The sequence below is a fragment of the Embleya sp. NPDC005575 genome (genome assembly GCF_040605455.1).
Lineage (GTDB): Bacteria > Actinomycetota > Actinomycetes > Streptomycetales > Streptomycetaceae > Embleya.
Map to the genome: position 1 here is coordinate 19,974 of NZ_JBEXCV010000024.1, position 24,152 is coordinate 44,125.

Consider the following 24,152-nt stretch of genomic DNA (forward strand, 5'->3'; position numbering starts at 1 on the left):
TCAAGCGGAGCGCGCGGTCGGTTGACATTTGGAGCCAGGTCGCAATGTGGTGCGGACTCGCGAAGGTAATGAAGAGCGACGATGGCGGTGCTGGTCGGCGCGTCGGTGATGTGAGGGATCAGATACATAGCGTTAACATTGATCGTTTCGTTGGGTAACACGGGGCCGGAAGGCTTCGGAGCAACGAGTCGGTACGACGGGACTGGAGGGGCTTCGCGTGTTGCTGACCCCGCATGAGCAGGAGCGGTTGATGGTGTCCTATGCGGCTGACCTTGCGCAGCGGCGTAGAGCCAGAGGGCTTCGGCTCAACTACCCCGAGGCGACTGCGGTGTTGTCGTCGTTTCTGCTTGAAGGGGCTCGGGACGGGCGGTCTGTGGCGGACCTTCAGGAGGCCGGGCGGCATGTGCTCGGGCGGGACGATGTGATGGAAGGCGTCCCGGAGATGGTGGGTGAGGTGCAGGTCGAGGCCACCTTTCCGGACGGGACCAAGCTGGTGACCGTGCATCGGCCGATCCCGTGAAGCCGCGTAGGTCGCTCGTGGCCGTGGTGCCCGGGGAGATTCTGTTGGGCGAGGAGGAGATCCCGCTCAATCCCGGGCGGGTGGTGTTGACGCTGGTGGTGGTGAACACCGGGGATCGGCCCGTGCAGGTGGGGTCGCATTTGCATTTCCCGGCGGCCAACGACGCGTTGGAGTTCGATCGGGCGGCGGCCTGGGGGCATCGGCTGCATGTGCCGGCGGGGACGGCGGTGCGGTTCGAGCCCGGGGTGGCGCGCGAGGTGGAGTTGGTGCCGCTGGCCGGTGCGCGGGTGGTGCCGGGGCTTCGGGTCGGGCGCGGGGGCGATCTGGACCGGGAGGACGCGCGATGACCACCATCGATCGGCATCGGTATGCGTTGCTCTACGGGCCGACCACCGGGGACCGGATCAGGCTCGCCGATACCGAGTTGCTCGTGGAGGTGACCGAGGATTTGACCCGCCCGCACGGGGCCGCCGGGGACGAGGCGATCTTCGGTGGTGGCAAGGTGATCCGGGAGTCGATGGGGCAGTCGCTGCGCACCCGCGCCGAAGGCGCCCCCGACACGGTAATCACCGGCGCGGTGATCCTGGACCACTGGGGGATCGTCAAGGCCGACATCGGCATCCGGGACGGGCGGATCTGCGGGATCGGCAAGGCCGGCAACCCGGACACCATGGACGGCGTGCATCCGGACCTGGTGATCGGGCCGTCGACCGAGATCATCGCGGGCAACGGGCGCATCCTGACCGCCGGCGCCGTCGACTGCCACGTGCACCTGATCTCCCCGACGCAGTTCCCCGAGGCGCTGTCCGCCGGCGTGACCACGATGGTCGCCGGCGGTACCGGGCCCGCCGAGGGCAGCAAGGCGACCACCGTCACGCCCGGCGCCTGGCACCTGGCCCGGATGTTGGAGTCGCTGGACGAGGTACCGATCAACTTCGTGCTCCTGGGCAAGGGCAACACCGTGTCCGAGGAGGCCATGTGGGAGCAGATCCGGGCCGGCGCCGGCGGGCTCAAGCTGCACGAGGACTGGGGCTCGACCCCGGCCGTGATCGACGCCGCGCTGCGGGTGGCGGACGCGGCCGGCATCCAGGTCGCGCTGCACAGTGACACTCTCAACGAGACCGGCTTCGTCGAGGGCACGTTGGCCGCGATCGGCGGGCGGAACATTCACGCTTACCACACCGAGGGCGCCGGCGGCGGACACGCGCCGGACATCATCACCGTGGCCGGACTGCCCAACATCCTGCCCTCGTCCACCAATCCGACCCGGCCGCACACCGTCAACACGGTCGAGGAACACCTCGACATGCTGATGGTCTGCCATCACCTGAACCCGGCCGTCGCCGAGGACCTCGCCTTCGCCGAATCGCGGATCCGGCCCTCGACCATCGCCGCCGAGGACGTGCTGCACGACCTCGGCGCCATCTCGATGATCGGCTCGGACAGCCAGGCGATGGGCCGGGTCGGCGAGACCGTGCTGCGCACGTGGCAAAGCGCACACGTGAACAAGGTCCGGCGCGGTTCGCTGCCCGGGGACGGGGCCGCGGACAACCTGCGGGCCCGGCGGTATGTGGCCAAATACACGATCTGCCCGGCGGTCGCGCACGGTCTGGACGAAGAGGTCGGCTCGGTCGCCGTCGGCAAACTCGCCGACCTGGTGCTGTGGGATCCGAAGTTCTTCGGTGTCCGGCCGCACCTGGTCGTCAAGGGCGGGGCCATCGCGTGGGCCGCGATGGGCGACGCGAACGCGTCCATCCCGACGCCGCAACCGGTGCTGCCCAGGCCGATGTTCGGCGCGGCGGCGCGGACCGCCGCGGCTACCTCGGTGCATTTCGTGGCGCCGGCGGCACTGGAGGACGGGCTCGCGGGACGGCTGAACATCGACCGCCGACTCGTGCCGACCGGCGACGTGCGGGGAAGGGGCAAGTCGGCCATGCCGCTCAATGACGCCATGCCGCACATCGAGGTCGATCCCGAGACGTTCTCGGTACGCATCGACGGCGAGAAGGTGGTCGCGGCGCCGGCCGGAACCTTGCCGATGGCGCAACGTTATTTCCTGTTCTGATTGCGCATGCATGCTTCTTGACGGAGGGTCAGTGAGAGCTGACTCACCGTCAGGATGTAGAACTGTGACTGCGGTGACCGGCCAGGACCGACATCGACACGTTACGACCAGTAAGAGGTGGTACTCATGGGTGCTGGACTTCTCCTCCTCGGGGACTCCCGGCTGCCGGCCGGCGGCTACGCACACTCGGGCGGCCTGGAGAACGCCGTCCTGCGGGGCGAGGTGCACGACCTCGACACGCTCACCGAGTTCCTGCTCGGCAAGCTCTATGGCACCGGCGCGGTGCAGGCGGCCTTCGCCGCCGTCGCCGCGCTGACCGCGGGGCGGTACACGATGCCCGAGGTGGCCCCCTGGGCCGAACTCGACGCCGAACTCGACGCGCGGACCGCCTCCGCGCCCGCCCGGGCCGCCTCGCGCGCGCAGGGCAGGGCGCTGCGCCGAGTGGCCAAGGCGGCCTGGCCCACCGAACCCTGGGCCGCGCTGGGGGTATCCCCGCACCACGCGATCGTGCTCGGCGCCGCGGCGACCCGGGCCCGACTCGACGAGCGCGAGGCGGCCGTGCTCGCCGCCACCAACGTGGTCAACGGGCCCGCCTCGGCGGCGGTCAAGCTGCTGTCCTTCGACCCGATCTCGGTCACCGTGGTGCTCGCCGAGATGGCCGGGCACTGCGATCAGGTCGCCGAGGAGGCCGCCGACGCGGCGCGCACCGTGTTCGCCGACGGCGACTGGGAGCGGTTGCCGTGCTGGTCCTCGGTCGGCCTCGACGTCTGCGCGGAACTGCACGTCCACGAGGAGGTCGTCCACTTTGCATCTTGATCACACCCCCGGCAACGGCGGTACCCGCGCGCACACCCCGCCGGCACCCGCCGTGCCCGGTTCGCGCCCCCTGCGCATCGGCATCGGCGGGCCGGTGGGATCCGGCAAGACGGCGCTGGTCGCCGCGCTGTGCCGAGTCCTTGCCGACCGCTTCTCGCTCGCCGTGGTCACCAACGACATCTACACCACCGAGGACGCCGACTTCCTGCGCGCCGCAGGGGTGTTGGCGGCCGACCGGATTGCCGCCGTGCAGACCGGCTGTTGCCCGCACACCGCCGTGCGCGACGACATCAGCGGCAACCTGGACGCCGTCGAGGACTTGGCGGCGGCGCACCCGGACCTGGACCTGGTGATCATCGAATCCGGTGGCGACAACCTGACCATGACCTTCAGCCGGGGACTGGCCGACGTACAGATGTTCGTCATCGACGTGTCCGGCGGCGACAAGGTCCCGCGCAAGGGCGGCCCCGGGGTGACCCGTTCCGACCTGCTGGTGATCAACAAGACCGACATCGCCCCGCAGATCGGCGCCGATCTGGCGGTGATGGACCGCGACGCCGCCCGGATGCGGCCGGGCACCCCGGTGGCGTTCCTGTCGCTGCGCGAGAGCCCGGGGGCGGACGTGGTCACCGCATGGGTGCTCGACCAGATCACCGCGTGGCAGGCCGGTACGGCGGTCCCGGTCGTGCGGCCGGCCCCGGTCTCCTCGACCGTGGGATCGGCCGCCGGGTGAGGGCGACCGCCGTGGTCCGCGCGGAACTTCGGCGCGGGCGCACGGTGCTCGCCGAACTGCGCGGACGGGTGCCGCTGTTGCCGCGCGAGGTGTCCGTGTCGGGAGACACCGCCGAAGTGGTCTTCGTGGGCGGTGCGGCGGGACCGATCGGCGGCGACGACCTGGCGCTGCGCGTCGAGGTGGGGGCCGGTGCGCGCCTGCGGGTGCGGACCGCCGCCGCGGCGGTGATCCTGATCGGCGACGGCACCCCGGCCCGGCAACGGGTGGACCTGATGATTGGCGCCGGCGGCCTGCTGGAGTGGCTGCCGGAGCCGGTCGTGGTGGCCGCGCGGGCGACCTTCCATACCCACGTGCGAGTCGAACCTGCGCCGGACGCACGCCTGTTGGCCCAGGAGACGCTGGTCCTGGGACGCACCGACGAGCCCTGCGGCGACGTGCTCTCGCGCTGGGACATGGTGGTGGGCGGGCGCCCGGTGCTGCGCCAGCAGAGCGGCTACGGGCCCGCCGCACACCCGGGCTGGCGCGGCCCGGCCGGCACCGCGGGCGGGACCGTGGTGGCCTCCCGGCTGATGCTGCCCGCGCCGCCCGACCGGCTGCCGAGCGCCCCCGGGCGCGCGGTGTGCGACCTCGCCGGCGGCGGCCGACTCGTGACCGTGACGGCGCACGACGCGATGACCGCACGGCGCGCCATGGAGGCGGCGCCGCCGGCGGATCAGGTTTCCAGGGCGACCAGTTCGGAGCCGGCGGTGCCCAGCAACAGCACCCCGCCGGTGCCCGCGGGAGCCGCGGTCAGGTAGGTCGGCAGCGCGTGCGTCCAGCGCCGCCGGCCCGATACCGCGTCGAAGGCGTGTAGTTCGTCGGTACCGCCGGCGTAGGCGGTGCCGTTCACCAGGGCCACCGGACTGGGCACACTGGCCCCGGTGCTCTGTCGCCAACGCTCCGCACCGCTGTGCGCGTCCAGCGCGTACAACGTGCCGACATCGGTGGTGTAGACGACGTCCTCCGTCACCACCGGGGCGGTCAGGTCCGGGGTGCCGCGAAAGCGCCAGACGATGTCGCCGTTGGCGGTGTTCAGCGCGACCAGGGTGAATCCGGTCACCACGTACACCAGATCACGGATCACATGCGGCGGGCGGGTGATCGGCGAGGCGAGGTGGATCGTCCACCGGGGCTCCTTGCGCTCGGGGACGATCGAGCTCACTGTGCCGTCGTTGTAGGTCAGGTACAGCACATCGCCGGCGCTGTGCTCGAACACCGCCGGCATCGCCCCACCGCGCGCTGCGGGCTCGGACCACTCCCACCGGTGCGCGCCCTGCGCCATGTCGAAGCCGAGCACCCGGTCGTCCCGGGTGCCGACCACCAGGGACGAGCCGAGCACCACCGGCGCGCCGAGGATCTGATCGCCGGCGTACTGCTGCCACAAGCGTTCGCCGTTCGCCGGGTCGAGCGCGGAGAGTTGCCCGGCCACGCAGGCCAGGTACACGGCGGTCCCGGAGACCACCGGCTCGGACCACACCATCGATTCGGTGCGCGCGGTCCACAGCGCGACCCCGGTCTCGGTGCCCAGTGCCATGACCACGTTCTCCGTGGTCGTGCAGTACGCGACGTCGTCGAAGACCTGAAGGGTGGTCACCCGCCCCTCCACCGCACGCCGCCACCGGGTCTTGGGCTGGGTCCGGCCGTGGTCGGCGAACCGGGCGAAGGCGACGCCGGCCGAGGTCACCGTCGCCGCGGTGAGCGCGAACCCGCCCGCGATCAGCAACCGGCGTCGGGTCAGCCCGCGCCCGGTCGGCGGATCCTCGGCGCGGGCCGCCTGCGGCGTGTCGGCGGCCTCCTCGGTCAGGGCGGCGGGCGGCATCAGTACCACCGGTCGCGGGGTCAACACCCGATCGACCTCCACGGCGGTCGGGCGCTGTCCGGGATCGGGATCGAGACAGCGCCGGAGCAGCGGGCTCAACTCGCAGGAGGGCGAGCCGCCGCCGGCGAGGGTGATCAGCGTGCCGAACGCGTACACGTCCTCCGAGGGGTCGCCGCCGTCGTCCGCGTCCGTGCGCCCGGCGAAACCGGTCACCCGCGGTCCGTACGGGGTGATCAGCACCTGGTCCGGGCCCAGTCGGCCGTGCACGAGTCCGATCGCGTGCACCCGGGCCAGGGCGTCGGCGATTCCCGCCGCGACCTCGCGCAGCGGCCCCTCCGCAAGCGGACCGTCGTGGTCGAGCACCTCACCGAGCGTCCGCACTCCGGGCATCGCCCACGCCCTTCCGGGACCTGTCGACGTGCTTGCTGGAGAGCAGAGTAGGACCTGGGCGGCGGCACGGATAGAGCCCGGAAATACGATCCGGAAACGGTTCTGCGGCGCGATACGGGAGGGATGTCCGAGGCGCCCGGGACGGCTTCGACGGCGCCCGAACACGGCTTCGGCACCGCTCCGAATTCGGTTCCGCACGGCGCCGAACCCGGCTCCGGACCGGGCGCGCGACCGGATCCGAGCAAAAGACGCGACCGGATCCGAGCAAAAGAAAAGGAGGCGCCCGGCCAAAGGCGCCTCCTTCGCGAACCGCACAGCGTTTCGCGAGCAGGACGATCATAACCCGGCCGCGACCCGGGCCCGGACACGGCCGCCCGCGTCCGCCGGCTTCCGGCGGGGCGCTCAGTACCGGGCCGAGGCGAGCGCGTCCTCCCACACCCGATGCCAGTGTGCGACCGCCGACTCGCCCATGCCCGCGACCATGCTCGGCAGGCCCGCGTCGAAGCCGCGCTGACAGGACTCGGCGCCGGGGAAGTCCTCGGTGACCAGCACCCGCTTGTTGGTTTCGTGGTTGGCCCGGGCCGTGGCGATGCTGCTCTCCTCCAGCGGCTCCCAGGTGCCCTCGGTCATGTGCACGACCGAGCGGTTGGGCCGGTCGCCCGGATAGATCCGCAACATCGTGGTGCTCAGCGGGCTCTCGATCAACACGGTGGACGGCAGTACGGTCTGCACGTTGACCATCGGCAGCCGCGCGGGCCAGGACTCCTCCGGCACGTCGGCGAGTTGCTCGAATCCCACGATCGGGACGGCGAATCGGGTGTGCGGGCCCCACGTGTCGACGATGCCGTGGTTGAGCACGATGCCGTTGATCGTCGCGGTGTGCAGGAACGGTACGTGGTACGCCTCGACGTTGATGTCGACCGAGAGCTTCCAGTTGCAGTCCAGGTCGAACCGTTCGCTGACCACCGCGCGGGTGCGCTGGTACGGGAAGCCCGCGTACGCGTCCTCGAGTTCGTCCAGCGCGCCCGCGACCTCGACGTCCGGACGCAATCCGACCACGACCAGTCCGGCGGACAACGCGACCGGCAGCGGACGCAGGCCGAACTTCGCCGGGTCGATGCCCGGGAATTGCGGACGCGAGGGCAGCCCGGTCAGTTCGCCGTCGTTGCCGAAGGTCCACCCGTGATACCCGCAGCGAAACCGTTGCGCGCTGCCGCACCCGGTGCCGGTCAGGCCCTCGGTCTCCGGGACGTCCCGGCTGACCCGCATGCCCCGATGGGTGCACGCGTCCAGGAACGCGTGCAGTTCGCCGTCCCGGTCCCGGGTCACCAGAACCGGTACGCCGTCCACGTCGCGCGCGATGAAGTCACCCGGCTCGGCCACCTCGCCGGCCCACCCGATCACCTGCGGAGTGCGGCGGAACAACACCTCGCGCTCTCGGGCGTGCCGGCTCGGATCGGTGAAGCACGAGCCGTCCAGGACGGCGGGCGCCGCGCCCAGGTCGAGCGTGCGGTTGTTGATGTGCTCGATGATGCGTCGCCCGGTGGCGACCACGTCCTGGTGCTTCAAGGAGTGACTCCGATGTCTGGGAGATGTCCGCGATGGGGAGATCAAGTACTCCGACCACGTCTCTGTTACACCGTTACATTGTTGGCCGGGGTCGATACCCCGTCAATGACTCGCGGGTCGATGTGGTCTCATCAGTGGGCAATCGCACGTGGAGGTCAGCACCATGCCCGGCCGGGTCGAGAACGTTGGCTATGACATCGCGGGCATGACCCTGTCGGGTCTGCTCGCCCGCCCCGAACCCGGCGTCCGCCCGCGCGGGCTGCTGCTCGCGCTCCACGGCGGCGGGTCGCGCGCGGCCTACTGGCACCGCGACGGCGCGGCCGAGGACTCGCTGCTCGTGCCGGCCGCGGCGCTCGGCTGGACGGTCCTGGCCGTCGACCGACCCGGCTATGGCGCATCCGTGGGCCTGGCCCGGGAGCGGCAGGGGTTGGACGCGCAGGTGGACGTGTTGTTCGCACTGCTCGACGAACTCGGCGAGGCTCCGGTCGGCGCCGAGCCGGACGGGTCGGGTCCGATGCCGGTGTTCCTCGCCGCGCACTCGATGGGCGCACTCGTGGCGCTGCGAATGGCGGCCGACAAGCGCGGCCGGGACCTGCTCGGGCTCGCGGTCGGCGGCGCACCGCTGCGGTACACCCCCGAGCGGCTGGCCGAGTTCGCCACGGTCCCCACCGACGGCGCGTTCGTGCCGTCGGCGGGCGGCAGTACGCCGGACACCTTCTTCGGGCCGCCCGGGTCCTACGATCCGGCGCTGCTCACCCGGGCCGGTCGGGTGGCGGCCCCGGTGCCGATGGCCGAGTTCGTCGATGTGCGGGAGAGCCCGTACACGCTGCCCGGCGTGCTGGCGCGGGTGGTGCCACCCGTGCACTGGACCGTGGCCGAGTTCGAGCGGTCCCAGCCGGCGGGTCCCGAAGTGCCGGCCGAGGCACGCGAGTTGCTGGTCGGCGCGCGGTGGGTGGAGACCCATACCCAACGCGGCGTCGGGCACAACATCAGCCTGCACCACGCCGCGCGCGCCTATCACCTGCGAGTGCTGGCCTTCGCCGAGGAATGCCGGCTCGTCCGAGCCGCCGACCCCGGCCCGGACAGCAGCGACCCCGCCGACGCCGGCCTCGCCGACGCGGGCCCGGCGGAGGCCGGCCCGTCCGACGGCTGACGACTGACGGCCGGTGGTCGCCGGTGCGCGGGAGCTCGGGCGCCCGGTGCTCAGGCGCCCGGTGCTCTGGTGCGCGCTGTTCGGGGGGTAGCGTTCGGGCGCCCGGTGTTCGGCTGCGGTCGCCGGTCACACGGCGTCGGTTGCCCGGAGCCGGAGTCGATCACGGGGGGCCCGACACAAGGTGTCCGGCAGGGTGAACCACACCACCTTGCCCGGCGGGAGGCGGTCGGCACCCCACGCGTGCGCCAGGCCGTCGATCATCCGCAGGCCCCGGCCGGACTCCTCGTCCCACTCGCCGACCCGGGCGACCGGCATGCGCGGCGACGAGTCGCGCACCTCCACCCGCAGTACGTCGCCGTCGTGCAACAGGGTCAGTGCGTGCCAGGCCCCGGGCCCGACGTGGACGAGGACGTTCGTCAGCAGTTCGGTCAGCAGCACCTCCGCGACATCGACCAACTCGGCCAGGCCCCAGTCGTGCAGGACCTTGCCGGTGGTCCGGCGGACTCGGCCGACCCCCAGGGTCGAGGCGGCGAGCTGAACGCAATAGTGACGGACGTCCTCCGCCATCACCGGCATGTCGACCTCCGGACGTGCGGCAGGGGGTCGCGCGGTCCGAGGCATGCACCCAGGGCGACCCGTGGACAACAGTAAGTCATGACCGACGTGGAGCGTGTCGGGCCGTGAATGAGTGTGCAACTCCCACTCTTGGATCGACGGGAAGTTTCCGGTAGTAACCACACTTCCACCCGCAGTAGGGCACACTGTCCCCCGATCGGACGCGCCGACGTTCCGGTTCGGTGCGAAAACAGCGTGTAAGTGGAGGTGCGGCGTGGCCATGGCGCCCAATCCGACCGTCCGGCAGCGCAGGCTCGGGACCGAGCTGCGCCGGTTGCGCGAAGCGCGCCAACTGAGCCTCGAAGATGTCGCCGTGCGCCTGGAGTGTTCGGACTCCAAGGTCAGCCGGATCGAATTGGGCCGCAGCGGTGTGCGACCGGTGGACCTGCGGATTCTGTTGGACCTGTACCGGGTCGAGGACGAGCAGGAGCGGGACTCGCTGCTCACCCTGGCGCGCGAGGCCAAGAAGCGCGGTTGGTGGCACAGCTATTCGTCGATCCTGCCCAGCTCCTACGCCGAACTGCTCAGCCTGGAGGCCGAGGCCTCGGGCATGCGCGGATTCGAACTCTCGCTCATTCCGGGGCTGTTGCAGACGCCGGACTACGTCCGGGCGGTGATCGCCGCGGTCCGTGAGGACATGTCCGCCGAGCAGGTGGACATGCTGGTCCGGGTCCGGCAGGAGCGGCAGGCGGTGCTGGATCGGGTCGGACCGCACGGCGAGGCCACGTTCCGGCTCACCGTGGTGATCTCGGAGTCCGTGCTGCGCACCGTGGTGGGCGGCCGGGAAACGATGCGGGCCCAGTTGGAGCACCTGATGGCCGCCGCGGCCCGGCCGCACGTGCGCCTGCAGATCCTCCCGTTCTCGGCGGGCGCACATCCCGCGATCGAGGGTTCATTCGCGATCATCGGATTCCCCGCGCTTTCCGATCTGGATGTGGTCGTACTCGACACGCATACGAGTAGCCTCTATCTGGAGGAGCCCGAACACGTCAGTGTCTATGAGCGTTTGTTTGAGGACATCCGCGCTTCGGCGCTGTCGTACGGTGAATCCTTGTCCATGATCGAGCTCGCAGCGAAGGAATTGTCTTGAGCAACACAAACCCGGGTGCGCATTTCCGATTCGATTCCCCGAGTATCACCGCAGATTCCCTCGAAGATCTCAAAGTTGCAGGTCACAGCGCTTTCGTCGGCCACGCTTGGCGGCGGAGCACATACAGTGGCGCCACCAGCAATTGCGTCGAGACGGCCCCCGTCGCGAGCGCGGTCCTGGTGCGCGACTCGAAAGTTGCCGCCGGTCCGGTGCTCCACCTGGAAGCCGATGCGTGGCAGACCTTTATCGGTGGGATCGGCGCCTGAGTCGCGTCCGTTCCGATACCGAACGGTTGATTGTTCGCGCTCCTCACTCCCAAGAGTGGGAAGTAATCCCACGAAAGAGTGAATTCTCCCGATGATCGTCCCGGGTTCCCGTGCCCCGGGGCGCTCCCAAGGCGCAAGTCTCTGTCGCCAACCCCCTACTTCACTCCGTGCGCTGCTGCGGCCCGCTCCGGCAGCGCATCGGGGTGGAAGAGTGGTGGGGTGCAAATCTCGGTGCTTGGCCCGCTCCAAGCGTGGGACGACGACGGTCGATCCGTGACGATCGGCGGCGCGCGACTGCGTGCGCTGCTGATCCGGCTTGTCCTGGACCCCGGCAGGCCGGTCTCCGCGGACCGGCTGATCGCGGCCGTGTGGGGCGACGAGCCGCCCACGGGGGCGGGCAACGCGTTGCAATCGTTGATCTCCCGACTGCGCCGGCAACTGCCCGTCGAACTCGACTCGGGACCGGCCGGCTACGTGCTGCGTGTCCGGCCCGAGGATGTGGACGCGCACATGTTCGGCACGCTCGCGGTCCGTGGCCGCCGGCAGCTGGGCGAGCGCGACCCGGCGGGCGCCGCCGAGACCCTGGGCCGTGCGCTCGCGCTGTGGCGGGGTCCGGCGCTGGCCGACGCCGCCGATGCCTCGTTCGCGATCGGTCCCGCCGCCCGGCTGGCCGAGCAGCGACTCGGCGCGATCGAGGACCGGGCCCAGGCCCAGCTGACGCTGGGGCACAGCCGGGGTCTGGCCGCCGAGCTGGAACAACTGACCCGGGAGTACCCGCTGCGCGAGCGGCTGTACGGACTGCTGATCCGCACGCTGCACGAAGAGGGCCGCCGGGCCGATGCGCTGACGCTGTATCAGGACCTGCGCGAGCGGCTCGCGGACGAATTGGGCATCGACCCCTCGCCGGACCTGGAGGCCGCCTACCTCGCGGTGCTGCGCGGCGGCGACCCCCGCCCGGCGGTGGCGGACGCGCCCGCCGTGTCGGCCGCGCCACCGGCCGGCCGGGCCTCGGGCGCCACCCGCCCGGCGCCGGGCAATCTGCCCGCCCGGCTGACCACCTTCGTCGGACGCGAGGACGAGGTGGTCCGGGTCGACCGGCTGCTCGCCGAGTCGCGTCTGGTCACCGTGGTGGGCCCGGGCGGTGCGGGCAAGACCCGACTGAGCATCGAGGCCGGCGCCCGGATCGCGGCTCGCGGCGAGGGCGTGGACGGCGGCGTCTGGTTCGTCGAACTCGCCCCAGTGCTGGACCCGTTGGACGTCCCGCAGGCGGTGCTGTCGGCGCTCGGCCGACGTGAGGTGGGTCTGCTCGACACGCACGTGCCCGGCTCCGGTCGCGACGTCGTCGAGCGGGTCGTGGAACTGCTCGCCGGTCGAGCCAGCGTGCTGATCCTGGACAACTGCGAGCACCTGATCGCCGCCGCGGCGACCTTCGCCGGCCGACTGCTCGCCCGCACGCCCACCCTGCGCATCCTGACCACGAGCCGCGAACCGCTGGGCATCGACGGCGAGATGTTGTGCCCGCTGGGCCCGCTCGCGCTGCCGCCGGTGGGCGTCGACGCGGCCGAGGGCATGGCCTACGCGTCGGTGCGGTTGTTCGCCGACCGGGCCCGCGCGGTCCGCCCGGGCCTGGTGATCGACACCGACACGATCGGTGCGGTCGCCGAGATCTGCCGGCGCCTGGACGGACAACCGCTCGCCATCGAACTCGCCGCCGCCCGCACCCGCTCGCTCACCCCCACCCAGATCGCCTGTCGGCTGGACGACCGGTTCCGGCTCTTGACCGGCGGGAGCCGGACCGCGCTGCCCCGGCACCAGACGCTGCGCGCGGTCGTGGAATGGAGCTGGGACCTGCTGGAGAAACGCGAACGCGTCGCACTGCGCCGACTGTCGGTGTTCGCCGGCGGCACCACGCTCGAAGCCGCCGAGGTGGTGCTGCCGGGCACGGACTTCGCCGCGGCCGACGTGCTCGACCTGCTCGCCGGGCTGGTGGACAAGTCGCTGGTGGACGTGATCGGCACCACCGAGACCCGCTACCGGCTGCTGGAGACCATCCAGGCGTACGCGAGCGAGCGACTGGTGGACGCGGGGGAGGTGGCCGCGATCGCGGCCCGGCACGCGCAGTGGTTCACCCGCTACGCCGAGGAGGCCGACGCCCGACTGCGCGGGCACGAACAGATCGACGCGCTCAACCGAATCGCCGCCGAGCACGACAACCTCGCGGTCGTGCTGCGCTACGCGATCGACCACCAGGACGCGGACCTGGCGACCCGGCTGATCGAGGCGCTGTCCTGGTTCTGGGCGATGCGTGGCAATCACGGCGAGGCGCACGCGTGGGGCCACGAGGGGCTCGCGGTGCCCGGACCCGCGCCGCAGGGCAAGCGCGCCGGCGCGCTCGCGTTCCATGCGTTGCACGCCTTCTCGGTCGGCGAACGATGGGACGCGGTCCGCGCCTACGCCGGGGCCCGACTGATCATCCGGCGACAGGGCGTGGACCTGCCACCGGCGTTGCCGGTCTTCGTCGACATGCTGGCCGCGGTGATGCGCGGGGACGATCCGGCGCTGGGCCGGGCGCTGAACGAGGCCGACGCGCTCGGCGACGAGTGGACCCAGGCGATGGCCCGGCTGATGCGTGGGCACTTCGCGGTCAACCTCGGCCGCCCGGACGACGCGGTTTCCTTCCTGACCGACGCCCGGGACCGATTTGCCGCCATGGGGGACCGCTGGGGGCGCGCGTCCGCGATCTCGGGCCTGGCCGAACTGCTGATGTACACCTCCGAGTTCGACGGAGCCTTGGCCGCCGTGGACGACGCGCTGGAACTGTTGCGCGAGCTCCAGGCCGAGGACGAGATCCCGCAACTCCTGATCCGCCGGGGGATGATCCACGCGCGGTCGGGCGACATCGACCTCGCGCGTCAGGTGATGACCGATCTCAACGAGCGCACCGAGGCCCACGCGACGCCGATGTTGCAGTTGTTCGGTGAGCTCGGGCTGGGCGAACTGGCGCGCTTCGTAGGTGATTTCGAGGAGGCCGAACACCGCTACCAGCTCGCCTTCGCGGAGTTGCCGAACGCTCGGCTGCTCCCCCCGCAGCTGACCGGCAGTCTGTACATCGGTCGCGCGCACGTCGCATGCGGGCGTGGTGACCTGACGGCGGCTCGCTCCTTCCTCGAGGCCGCGGTCCCGCACGCGTTGCAGGGCAGGGACATGCCGGTGCTCGGCTCGTGTGTCGAGGGGTTCGCGGCGCTGGCCCTGGCGGGCGGCGATGTCGAACGCGCGGCGATGCTGCTCGGTGCGGCGCAGGTGGTACGCGGCCATCCCGATCTCAGTGACATCGATGCGGACCGGGTTCGGCGCGCCCTCGAGGCCGGCATGGGGGCCGAGGAATTCGCCCGAGCCATGGCGATCGGCTCGGCGCTGGAGATTGTCGAGGTGATCGCGCTGATCGAGCCCGAACCGCCCGCCGCCCCGACACCGTGAGGTGCCGGGGCGGTCCGGGTGCGGCAAGGGCGGGCGGACCGATGGCCGCCCGACCGGGGCGGGCATCGGACCGATGCCCGCCCGACCGGGGCGGGCATCGGGTGTCAGACCCGGCGGTTGTACTGCCGCACCGTCAGCGGGATGAACACCAGCATCAGGCCGAATGCCCAGATCACCGCCACCATCGCGTGATGGGCCACCGGCCCGCCGGTGAGCAACCCGCGCGTGGCGTTGGTCACCTCGGTGATCGGGTTGACCTTGACCCACGCCTGCAGCCAACCCGGCAACGTCGAGGTCTTGGCGAACAGGTTCGAGCCGAAGGTCAGCGGAAACATCATCAGGAACGAGACGCCCTGCACGCTGCGCGGCTGCTTCATGGTCACCCCGAGCAGCGCCACGACCCAGCAGAAGGCGAACGCGAACAGCAGGACCAGGCCGACCGCGGCGACCACCGCGAACACGTTGGTCTGGAACCGGAAGCCGATGATCGTGCCGAACACGAACACCGACACGACGGCCACGAGGAAGCGCAACACATCCCCGAGCACGGTGCCCGCAAGCGGTGCGATCCGCGAGATCGGCAGGCTGCGGAAGCGGTCGAACACACCCGTGGACATGTCGGTGCACAGCCCGACGCCGGTGCCCACCGAGGCGAACACCACGGTCTGCACCAGCACGCCCGGGAGTATGAACTGCAGATAGTCGTGCGTGCTGCCCTCGATCGCGCCGCCGAACAGGTATACGAACATCACCAGGAACAGGATCGGCTGAAGAGTCAGATCGATCAGTTGTTCGCTCTGCTTCTTCAACTTCACCAGGCTGCGCCAGGTGAGGGTGAGCGTGTGCCGCACCACCGCGCTCGCATCGTTCCTGTGCGGCACGTGGGCGGTCCGGTCGGGCTTGTGCGCGGAGGCGTCTTCGGTGGGACGAACGGTGGTGGTGGTCATCGGGAGGCTCCTAGGACGAGGTCCATGTGGGAGATGGTCAACAGGAGGACGGCGAGCAGTGGCAGCACCCGGGTGCCGTACAGATCCGGGAGATTGTTCATGCCGCCTTCCCCTGCTCGGCCGACCCGTCGTCCTGTTCGGTCGAGTCCTGGCTGCGGTGCCCGGTGACGGTCATGAACACCTCGTCCAGGCTGGGCAGCCGCAGCGCGAACTCGGTGACCCGGATGCCCGCCTCGTCGAGCCGGCGGACCACCACCGGCAACAGGTCCTCGTCGGAGACGGCCACCGTGACCTGACCGCGCTCGCTCTCCAGGACCGGCTCCCGGCCGGTGAGTTCGCGCAGCAACGCGACCACGTCGGCCAGTCGGGCCGGGTCGGCCGGGCGGACCTCCAGGCTCTGGCCGCCGACCTGGGCCTTGAGCTGGTCCGAGGTGCCGCTTGCGATCACCCGGCCGTGGTCGATCACCACGATGTCGCTCGCCAAGTGATCGGCCTCGTCCAGATACTGCGTGGTCAGCAGCACGGTCACCCCCTCGTCGCGAACCAGCTCGCGCAACATCTGCCACACGTCGCCGCGACTGCGCGGGTCGAGTCCGGTGGTCGGCTCGTCCAGGTAGAGGAACGCGGGTCGCCCGACCAGCGAGGCGGCCAGGTCGAGCCGACGACGCATACCGCCCGAATAGGTGTCCGGAGTGCGACCGCCGGCCTCGGTCAGATCGAAGCGGGCGAGCAGCTCGCGGGCCCGCGCCTTCGCCTCGCCGCGGGACATGTTCAACAACCGGCCGAGCAGCAGCAGGTTCTCGAAACCGGTCATCTCCTCGTCCACCGACGCGTACTGCCCGGTCAACCCGATCAGCCCGCGCACCTCGTGCGCCTGCCGGACCGTGTCGAACCCGCCGACCCGGGCGATGCCCGCGTCCGGCGTGATCAGCGTGGCCAGTGCGCGGACCATGGTCGTCTTGCCCGCGCCGTTGGGGCCCAGCAGGCCCAGCACGGTTCCGGTCTCGGCCCGTAGGTCGACCCCGGCCAACGCGGTGGTGGTGCCGTACCGCTTGACCAGGCCCTCGGTCTCGATCGCGTAAGTCATCGGGTCGCTCCCCGTTGGGTGTTCGTCTTCGGTGTGCGACGTGTGTTCGCCGTCCGTTGCACACCAGCTTCGACCCGCCCGCTGATATCGCGCGCACACTTGGCCGGCACCGCCGGCACCGAACTGACACGGTGCCGCGACCGACCCGGGCCCAAGCAGCGGTAATGTCCTGGCCCTGAGGGTCCTTGCGGGGAGAACGAGGGAAGACCATCGGGAGCCGCCACACGCTCGCGATAACTTCGGGGTGGGGCCGTTCACCGGGCACATCGACGGTCGGCGGACGTGGTGTCGGGCGACCGGCAAGGGGCACACGCGACAGTGGGGGAGGCAGAGCGTTGGCGGCAGCCGTTCCGATTTCGCAGGCACCGGGCCCGGGAGTGCCCGCACGGGGCACGGGCCGTTCGAACGGGCTGTTCCGACCCCGGAACATATCCGTGCGCCGACTCGTCCGGGCCGGCAACACCACCCCCGGCCTGATGCTCACCACCGGCGTGGCGCTGGTGCTGATCAGTTTGCTGGCCGGCCTGCTCGCGGTGTTCGCGGTGGGAGAGCGTGCGGACGCGGCCAAGGCGGTGGCCACCGGCAGTGAACCGCTCGGCGTCAAGACCCAGGAGATCTACCGGGCCCTCGCCGACGCCGACGCGACCGCCGCGGCCGGGCTGCTCGAAGGCGGAGTCGAGTCGGCGGACGTGCGACAGCGCTACCAGCAGGCGATCGAGACCGCGTCGAGCACGCTGATCCAGGCGGCCTCCGCGGGCGCCTCCGGCAAGGTGGCCGAACAACTCGCCGTGATCGGCGTGCAACTACCCGAATACGCCCGCCTGGTCGAGCGCGCCCGCGCCGAGACCCGCCAGGGCAACACGGTCGGCGCCGCCTACCTGCGCTCCGCTTCCAAGAACGTGATGCGCGCCAAGATCCTGCCCGCCGCGACCGCGCTGCACGAGATGGCCGAGAAGCGCCTGAGCGGCGACCACCGCGACGCCACCTCGACCCCGTGGGTGCCGCTGAGCCTGCTCCTGATCAGTGTGGTGTCCTTCGGTGGCGCCCTGTGGTTCTTCGCGCGGCGCACGCACCGCCGGGTCAACATCGGCCTGGCCATCGCCGGCCTGGCCACCCTGGTGTCCATCGGCTGGTTGTGGGTGGGCACCGACTCCTCGCGCACCGACCTCGACCGCAGCCGCAGCGACGGCTGGGGACCGGTCGAGACGCTTGCCCAGGCCCGCTTCTTGACCCTGCAGGCACACGGCGACGAGAGCCTGACCCTGGTCATGCGCGGCAGCGACAACGGTCAGTACCAGAACGACTTCAACGACGTGTGGGGCCGGCTGGTCGGCGTCCCGGCCCGCGACGGTCACCCCGCGGTGGTCGGCATGCTGGCCCGAGCCGAGCAGGTCACCTCCTCGGACCCGACCACGCTGGCCAAGGTCAAGGCCGCGCAGGCCGCCGCCCGCGACTGGGAGAAGGCCCACAAGGACGTCGTCGATCTCTACGAGGACGGCAAGTTCGAGCAGGCCGTCGCCTTGGTGACCAAGGCCGATGGTGCCTCGCGGGTGGCCTTCACCCGAATCGACGAGGCGTTGCACGCTGCGGTCGCCGAGGATCAGAAGGACTTCGAGGATTCGGTGCGCGCCGGCCGACAGGGGCTCGACAACCTCGACATCGGCCTGGGTGTCCTGGCGCTGATCGCCGCCGCCGCGACCGTGGACGGCGTCCGTCGTGAGGTCGGGAGGTACAACCGGCCATGACCATCCGCATCGCGTTGCCCACGGCGGTGTGCGCCCTTGCCCTGACCGTCGCCGGCTGCGGCGCCGGAGTGGACGAGCGGAGCAACCGGCAAGCGGCCGAACCCGCCGCCGCGCCGCAGGCGCCGCGGGCAACCCCCGGCCCCGATTCGTCCTGCCCCAACGTCACCGCCAGCCTGCGCCCGAGCGGCGCCCTGCCCGCGCCGACCGCGTTGCCCACCGGCAGCACCATGGACATGCTGCGCAAACGCGGCTTCCTGATCGCCGGCATCGACCAGAGCAGCTTCCCGTTCGGCTTCGTGGACCCGCAGACCAACGTGCTCCGCGGCTTCGACATCGACCTGCTGCGCGAGGTGGCGAAGGCGATCTTCGGCGACGCCGGCCCGACCCGGATCCAGTTCCGGGTCGTGCGCAACGAGGACCGCGCGATCGCCGTCGCGCGCGGTGACGTGGACATCATCGCGGAGACCATGACGATCAACTGTCAGCGCCGGCAGAGTGTGGAGTTCTCCTCGGTCTACTTCACGGCCGGCCAGCGGCTGTTGGTGCAAAAGGACGGCGTCGCCGACCGCGCCGACTACGCCGGGGGGCTGGCGGCGCTGCCGCGCGACATGCGGGTGTGCTCGGTGCCCGGCTCCACCTCGATCGGCCTGCTGCGCGCCGATGCGCCGCAGACGAAGGTGGTCGAGAGCGACACGTGGGCGGGCTGCCTGGTGCTGCTGCAACAGGGCCAAGCGGACGCGATCACCACCGACGACACGATCCTGGCCGGCCTGCAGGCACAGGATCACGTCTTCACCGTCGTGGTCGGGGGCAACCTCACGCTGGAGCCGTACGGCATGGCGATTGCCAAGGACCGTGCCGACTTCGTCCGGTTCGTCAACGCGGTGCTGGAGCGGCTGCGCCAGAACGGCCGGTGGAAGGAGCTGTACAAGGAGTACCTGGGCACCTCCTTGTCGCCCGAAGTGCCCGAACCGCCCGCGGCCCAATACCGGGACAGCGCGTGAACCGAGCCCCCCGCATGCTCGGCCGCGACGAGATCGACGAGCTGACGACTCGTCACGAATCCGAGTACGACGGCATCACCGCCGGACTGATGGAGTTGGAGAACCACCCGGGCCGGCAGCTCCTGGAAGGCGGCACGCTGACCGGGCGCACCGCCGAGCAGTGGGAGAGCGGCCGGCGGGCGATCTCCCTGCTGTGGGGACACCGCGAGGCGTACGGCGCGGTCCTGGACCGGGTGCGCGCGCTGCGCGGGCGGCGGAGCAAGCCGCAGCGGCCCGAACTGGAGGAGCTCTCCTTCCTGCTGCTCGGACAGTCCGCCGAACTGGCCGCGCGCGACGTGCCGATCGGCCAACGCGGGCTGACCGATCCGGCGATGCACGTGCACCGGATGAGCCTGGCCGAGCTGGTCGCGGACATGGCGCCGGCGTGGAGCGAGGTGACCGCGCTCGTCGAGGCCGCCGACGCGGTGTGGACACGCCTGGTGCCCACGCTGGACCGGGTGGACGCGGGCATCGCCGTCGCCGAGGCCCGGATCGCCGAACTCGGCGGCCCGGACGCGGTGCCCGAGCAGACCGCCGCGCTGGACCGGATCCGCCGCGGGCTGGAAACGGCCCGGACCCTGGTGGCGGGCGATCCGCTCGCGCTGACCGCCGGGGATGAGCGCCGGATCGGCACCGTGGACGTCCCTGCCGTCGAGGCGGAGCTGAGCCGGGTCACCGACGCGGTGCGGCACCTGCTCATCGTCCGAGGCCGCTTCGACGAGCGCATCCGCCGACTCTTGGCAGCGCTGGACGAGTTGGCCTACCAGGAGGGCGACACCATCCGACGGCGCGCACACGTCCTGGGTCGGATCAGCGACAAGAGGGTGCCCGAAGTGCCGCTCCGGGCGGCCACGCTGCGGGAACGATCGGGCGCGGTCACCGTGCTCGGCGGCGAGGGCGACTGGGTGCGCGTCTCGCGCGAGCTGAGCACTCTGGAAAACGACGTCCAGGGCGCCCGGGACCGACTGGCGGCCACGCGCGCCCACATCGAGGCGCCGCTCGCCCGGCGCGACGAACTGCGCGGCCTGGTGCAGTCCTACCGGGCGATGGCCGCCCGCGGCGGACACGGCGAGGAAGCCGTGTTGGAGTCGCTGTACAGCCACGCCAAGGAGTTGTTGTGGCGAGCACCGTGTGAACTCGAAGTGGCGGTACGGGTGGTGACCCGCTATCAGGAGGCGGTGATCGCCGCGCACCGCAAGGATCGTCCGGACGACAAGGGGGAACAGAGATGACCAAGTGCAATCGTCCGCCTTGCCCGGGCGAGATCGACGACGGGTACTGCACCGAATGCGGCCAGGAACCGCTCGGCGCCGGCGCGGCGGTGCCGGCCGCACGCGCACCCGAGCCGCAGCGGAGCGGCCGATCCGGCGTGTCCGGGACGGCGGGCACCGCGGGCTCCTCGTCCGCACGCAGCGCCTCCGGGCGCAGCTCGCGCCGCTCCGGCAGCACCGGCACCAGCCGGCGACTGGGCGGCGGTCTGGTCGAGATGCCGAACGTGCCGCGCCGCAACCCGGAGACCGCGCTCGCCCGCAACCCGGTGATCCCCGAGGAGAAGCGCTTCTGCCGCAAGTGCGATCAGCCGGTCGGACGCGGTCGCGGCGGCCGACCCGGCGTCGCGAACGGATTCTGCCCGCGCGACCGTACGCCGTTCTCGTTCGCGCCCAAGCTTCAGCGCGACGACATGGTCGGTCAGTACCGGATCATCGGCTGCCTCGCCCGCGGCGGGTTCGGCTGGGTCTACCTCGCGCAGGACACCGCCGCGCACAACATGTGGGTCGTGCTCAAGGGCCTGCTCGGCAGCGACGACGCCGACTCGCGCGCCGCGGCCCTGGCCGAGCAGCGCATCCTCACCCAGATCCAGCACGCCAACATCGTGCACATCCAGACCGTCGTGCAGCACCCGGACCCGCTCACCGGCCAGGACGAGACCTACCTGGTGATGGAGTACGTCGGCGGTCTGTCGTTGATGGACCGGCTCAAGTCGATGCGCGAGAGCGATCCCAAGGCCGTGCTGCCCGTCGAGCAGGTGCTGGCCTACGCCATCGACATCCTGCCCGCCTTCGGCTACCTGCACCAACAGAACCTGGTCTACTGCGACTTCAAGCCGGACAACGTGATCCAGACCGAGGACCAGCTCAAGCTGATCGACCTCGGCGCAGTGACCGACCTGGCCCGGCCGGGCAAGTTCACCTACGGCACGGTCGGCTACCAGGCACCCGAGATCGAGACCGTGCGGGCCGAACCGTCGGTGGAATCGGACCTGTTCACGATCGGCCGCACGATGGCGGTGCTCAGCTTCTACTTCGCCGGCTACACCCGCAAGTACAAGGCCGCCCTGCCGCCCGCGTCCGAGGTGCCGCTGTTCACCGAATTCGAGTCGTACCACCGGCTGTTGCTGCGCGCCACGCACCCCGACCCGGAGCAGCGGTTCGCCTCCGCGGCGGACATGGCCGAACAGTGCGTCGCGGTGCTGCGCGAAGTGGTGGCGATCCGCTCCGGCGAGCCGCGACCGGGCGTGTCCGGCCTGTTCGGCCCGGAGACCCGGGTCGTGCACGCGGAGGTGGCCGCGCGCAACACCGAACCCGGCCTGCTGGCGCCCGCGCCCGACCCGGCGGTGATCGCCGGCGCGCTGCCGGTACCCCGGGTGGACGCAGCCGACCCGGCCGCGAACCTGTTGGCCACCGTCGCCACCACCGACCCCGACGAACTGCTCTCCGCGCTCACCGCCGCCGGCATCTCCTCGCCGGAAGGCACGCTGCGGATGGTCCGGATGTGCATCGAACAGGGCGACGTGGTGCGCGCCCGGGCGTTCCTCGCCGACCTCGACGCCGACGACTGGCGGCTGCCCTGGTTCGAGGGCCTGGCCGCGCTGTCGGAGCACGACCTCACGCGCGCCCACGAGTGCTTCGACGGGGTGCGCGGCGCGCTGCCCGGCGAGCCCGCGCCGCGGATCGCGCTCGGCGCGTGCCGCGAGTTGATGGGTCGGCACGACGAGGCCGCCGGCGAGTATCGCGGCGTCTGGGCCACCGACCGCGCCTACGTCGCGGCGGCCTTCGGGCTGGCGCGGTGCCAACTGGCCACCGGCGACCGGGCGGGCGCGGTGCGCACCCTGGAGACGGTGCCGGACACCTCGGCCAACCACGTCGCGGCGCAGACCGCGGCGCTGCGCACCCGGATCAGCGGCCGCGCCGCGGGCGAGGCGTTGGGCCCCGACCTGACCGCGGCCTCGGATCGGCTCGGCGCGCTGCGTCTGGAGGGCGAGGCGCACGATCGGCTCGCCGTCGAACTCCTGGAGACGGCGCTGGAGTGGGTCAAGGCGGGCGCGAAGGGTGGGAATTCGGGCGCCGGGGACGCGGGTGGAACCGCCAGGGTGCTCGGCAGCGAGTTGAAGGAAAAGCCTCTGCGGTTCGCCCTGGAAAAGTGTTACCGCGATCTGGCCCGGCACGTGACGACGCATGCGGAGCGCATCGCGCTCGTCGACCGGGCGAACGAGGTGCGACCGTGGACGTGGGTGTGATCAGAGTGGCTGGATATGGACGACTGGACGCGACCGGGCCCGGGGGCGTCCCGGACGGGGGCGAGGCCGCCCCGCCCGAGCCGCAGCCGGCCGTGAGCGCGGCGTGTCCGTCGTGTGGACTCGCCGGCGACGCGGACGACCGGTACTGCGAGTCCTGTGGCTACGACTTGGACATCCCGGTGCCTCCGGTGGCCGAACGGCCGCCGCCGCGGCGGGTGGTGGCGCCAAGTGGGCACGGGCCGGTGTGTTCCGCGTGCGGCACCGCGACGATCGGCTCGGACGGGTGGTGCGACGCGTGCGGGCGGCCGTTCAACCCGCGTGATCATGTCGAGAGCGACCTGGGCCTGGTGGCGATGGTCAGCAACCGGGGGTTGCGGCACCGTCGCAACGAGGACTCCGCCGCGCTGCGGGTGTTGCGGATGCCGGACGGGAGCGACCACGTGGTCGCGGTGGTGTGCGACGGGGTGTCCTCCTCGCCGCGTCCCGACGAGGCGTCCGCCATCGCGGCCGAGACCGCGTGCGCGACGATGGCCGCCACCCTGATCGAGGGGTGTGGGCCGGCCAAGGCCACCAGCGCCGGGGTCGCGGCCGCCGCGAGTGCGGTGGCCCGGATGCCCGGCGTCGAGGACGCGGGCAACGCGCCCGCGTGCACCCTGGTCTCGGCGATCATGACGCCCGGCGAGATCACCGTGGGCTGGGTCGGCGACAGCCGGGCCTACTGGCTGGCCGATCCGGACAGCGGGGCGGACGACCCCGCGGACGGCGACGACACGCTGCCCGGTGCGAGCACGCTGCCTCGTGGGGCGGTCGGCGAGCCGTCCGAGCCCGACGAGGAGCAGGACGCGATCCGGCGCACCCCCTCCGCGCTGCTGACCGAGGACGACTCCTGGGCGACCCGGATGATCGCGCTCGGCGCGATGACCGAAGCCGAGGCGTACGCGGATCGGCGCGCGCACGCGATCGTGTCCTGGCTGGGCGCCGACGCGGGAGAGGTGCGGCCCAGGGTGACCAGCCTGCGGCCGTCCGGCCCCGGGGCCCTGCTGCTGTGCAGCGACGGACTGTGGAACTACCTCTCGGTCGCGCCGACGCTGGCCGCGATGGTGCTGCCGGGCGCGCTCGACGAACCGTTGGCCGCCGCGCGCCTGCTCACCGGCTTCGCGCTCGACCACGGCGGTGCGGACAACATCACCGTCGCGCTGATCCCGTTCAACCCGCCCGGGGACCCGGTGCGCGGACCCGACCACGACTGACCCGGAAACAA

The 24,152-nt window shown here is 71.5% G+C and carries 20 protein-coding genes; 15 read left to right on the forward strand and 5 right to left on the reverse strand.

Annotation, left to right across the window (positions count from 1 at the left end):
- The first annotated feature begins 217 nt into the window (after window positions 1-217).
- The 6 genes from ABZS54_RS11155 to ABZS54_RS11180 all read left to right on the forward strand — a co-directional run bounded on the left by ABZS54_RS11155 (window position 218) and on the right by ABZS54_RS11180 (window position 4,931).
- Window positions 218-520, forward strand: a complete 303-nt coding sequence (locus ABZS54_RS11155) for an urease subunit gamma (protein WP_355533494.1) — start codon at window positions 218-220, stop codon at window positions 518-520.
- Window positions 517-867 carry an urease subunit beta gene (locus ABZS54_RS11160; RefSeq protein ID WP_355533497.1) on the forward strand — a complete coding sequence of 117 codons (351 nt, stop codon included), beginning with the start codon at window positions 517-519 and terminating at the stop codon, window positions 865-867. The genes ABZS54_RS11155 and ABZS54_RS11160 overlap by 4 nt, the downstream gene beginning before the upstream one ends.
- On the forward strand, window positions 864-2,585 hold the full coding sequence (locus tag ABZS54_RS11165) for an urease subunit alpha (RefSeq protein ID WP_355533499.1): 1,722 nt from the start codon (window positions 864-866) through the stop codon (window positions 2,583-2,585). Before ABZS54_RS11160 ends, ABZS54_RS11165 begins: the two co-directional genes overlap by 4 nt.
- A 126-nt stretch (window positions 2,586-2,711) precedes the next feature.
- Entirely contained in the window at window positions 2,712-3,401 is a 690-nt protein-coding gene (locus ABZS54_RS11170) for an urease accessory UreF family protein (RefSeq protein WP_355533501.1), read from the forward strand.
- 52 nt (window positions 3,402-3,453) lie between these two features.
- Entirely contained in the window at window positions 3,454-4,134 is a 681-nt protein-coding gene (ureG, locus tag ABZS54_RS11175; protein ID WP_355533592.1) for an urease accessory protein UreG, read from the forward strand.
- Complete coding sequence (locus ABZS54_RS11180) at window positions 4,131-4,931, forward strand: urease accessory protein UreD (protein ID WP_355533503.1); 801 nt, start codon at window positions 4,131-4,133, stop codon at window positions 4,929-4,931. Before ureG ends, ABZS54_RS11180 begins: the two co-directional genes overlap by 4 nt.
- Here ABZS54_RS11180 and ABZS54_RS11185 read toward each other — a convergent pair.
- Window positions 4,847-6,382 (reverse strand): PQQ-binding-like beta-propeller repeat protein, encoded by a 1,536-nt coding sequence (locus tag ABZS54_RS11185; protein ID WP_355533505.1) that lies wholly within the window; start codon window positions 6,380-6,382, stop codon window positions 4,847-4,849. The genes ABZS54_RS11180 and ABZS54_RS11185 overlap by 85 nt on opposite strands.
- 402 nt (window positions 6,383-6,784) lie before the next feature.
- Window positions 6,785-7,951 (reverse strand): aromatic ring-hydroxylating dioxygenase subunit alpha, encoded by a 1,167-nt coding sequence (locus tag ABZS54_RS11190; RefSeq protein ID WP_355533507.1) that lies wholly within the window; start codon window positions 7,949-7,951, stop codon window positions 6,785-6,787.
- A gap of 148 nt (window positions 7,952-8,099) precedes the next feature.
- Between ABZS54_RS11190 and ABZS54_RS11195 the strand changes: the two genes are divergently transcribed.
- Entirely contained in the window at window positions 8,100-9,104 is a 1,005-nt protein-coding gene (locus tag ABZS54_RS11195; RefSeq protein ID WP_355533509.1) for an alpha/beta fold hydrolase, read from the forward strand.
- Window positions 9,105-9,230: 126 nt separating this feature from the next.
- On the opposite strand, the gene ABZS54_RS11200 is transcribed toward ABZS54_RS11195, so the two are convergent.
- Entirely contained in the window at window positions 9,231-9,680 is a 450-nt protein-coding gene (locus tag ABZS54_RS11200) for an ATP-binding protein (protein WP_355533511.1), read from the reverse strand.
- A 259-nt stretch (window positions 9,681-9,939) separates the two neighbouring features.
- Here ABZS54_RS11200 and ABZS54_RS11205 point away from each other — a divergent pair, with 259 nt between their 5' ends.
- From ABZS54_RS11205 to ABZS54_RS11215, 3 genes are all read left to right on the forward strand, one after another.
- Complete coding sequence (locus ABZS54_RS11205) at window positions 9,940-10,809, forward strand: helix-turn-helix transcriptional regulator (RefSeq protein ID WP_355533513.1); 870 nt, start codon at window positions 9,940-9,942, stop codon at window positions 10,807-10,809.
- Window positions 10,806-11,075 (forward strand): DUF397 domain-containing protein, encoded by a 270-nt coding sequence (locus tag ABZS54_RS11210; RefSeq protein ID WP_355533515.1) that lies wholly within the window; start codon window positions 10,806-10,808, stop codon window positions 11,073-11,075. The genes ABZS54_RS11205 and ABZS54_RS11210 overlap by 4 nt, the downstream gene beginning before the upstream one ends.
- A 273-nt stretch (window positions 11,076-11,348) precedes the next feature.
- Window positions 11,349-14,552, forward strand: coding sequence for a BTAD domain-containing putative transcriptional regulator (locus ABZS54_RS11215; RefSeq protein WP_355533517.1), 3,204 nt, complete (start codon window positions 11,349-11,351; stop codon window positions 14,550-14,552).
- 104 nt (window positions 14,553-14,656) lie between these two features.
- Here ABZS54_RS11215 and ABZS54_RS11220 read toward each other — a convergent pair whose 3' ends face one another.
- Both ABZS54_RS11220 and ABZS54_RS11225 read right to left on the reverse strand, forming a co-directional pair.
- Window positions 14,657-15,499 (reverse strand): ABC transporter permease, encoded by an 843-nt coding sequence (locus ABZS54_RS11220; protein ID WP_355533519.1) that lies wholly within the window; start codon window positions 15,497-15,499, stop codon window positions 14,657-14,659.
- A 97-nt stretch (window positions 15,500-15,596) separates the two neighbouring features.
- A complete protein-coding gene (locus ABZS54_RS11225) occupies window positions 15,597-16,586 on the reverse strand; it encodes an ATP-binding cassette domain-containing protein (protein ID WP_355533521.1) in 990 nt (329 codons plus the stop codon).
- Window positions 16,587-17,020: 434 nt separating this feature from the next.
- Between ABZS54_RS11225 and ABZS54_RS11230 the strand changes: the two genes are divergently transcribed.
- Genes ABZS54_RS11230 through ABZS54_RS11250 form a run of 5 tightly spaced genes read left to right on the forward strand, consistent with a single transcriptional unit; the run spans window position 17,021 to window position 24,141 of the window.
- Window positions 17,021-18,331: a hypothetical protein gene (locus ABZS54_RS11230; protein ID WP_355533523.1), complete on the forward strand. Its 1,311-nt coding sequence runs from the start codon at window positions 17,021-17,023 to the stop codon at window positions 18,329-18,331.
- Window positions 18,328-19,335, forward strand: a complete 1,008-nt coding sequence (locus ABZS54_RS11235; RefSeq protein ID WP_355533525.1) for a glutamate ABC transporter substrate-binding protein — start codon at window positions 18,328-18,330, stop codon at window positions 19,333-19,335. Before ABZS54_RS11230 ends, ABZS54_RS11235 begins: the two co-directional genes overlap by 4 nt.
- Window positions 19,332-20,606 (forward strand): hypothetical protein, encoded by a 1,275-nt coding sequence (locus ABZS54_RS11240; RefSeq protein WP_355533527.1) that lies wholly within the window; start codon window positions 19,332-19,334, stop codon window positions 20,604-20,606. The genes ABZS54_RS11235 and ABZS54_RS11240 overlap by 4 nt, the downstream gene beginning before the upstream one ends.
- On the forward strand, window positions 20,603-22,891 hold the full coding sequence (locus tag ABZS54_RS11245) for a tetratricopeptide repeat protein (protein ID WP_355533528.1): 2,289 nt from the start codon (window positions 20,603-20,605) through the stop codon (window positions 22,889-22,891). The genes ABZS54_RS11240 and ABZS54_RS11245 overlap by 4 nt, the downstream gene beginning before the upstream one ends.
- Window positions 22,882-24,141: a protein phosphatase 2C domain-containing protein gene (locus ABZS54_RS11250; protein ID WP_355533530.1), complete on the forward strand. Its 1,260-nt coding sequence runs from the start codon at window positions 22,882-22,884 to the stop codon at window positions 24,139-24,141. Before ABZS54_RS11245 ends, ABZS54_RS11250 begins: the two co-directional genes overlap by 10 nt.
- Window positions 24,142-24,152 lie beyond the last annotated feature (11 nt).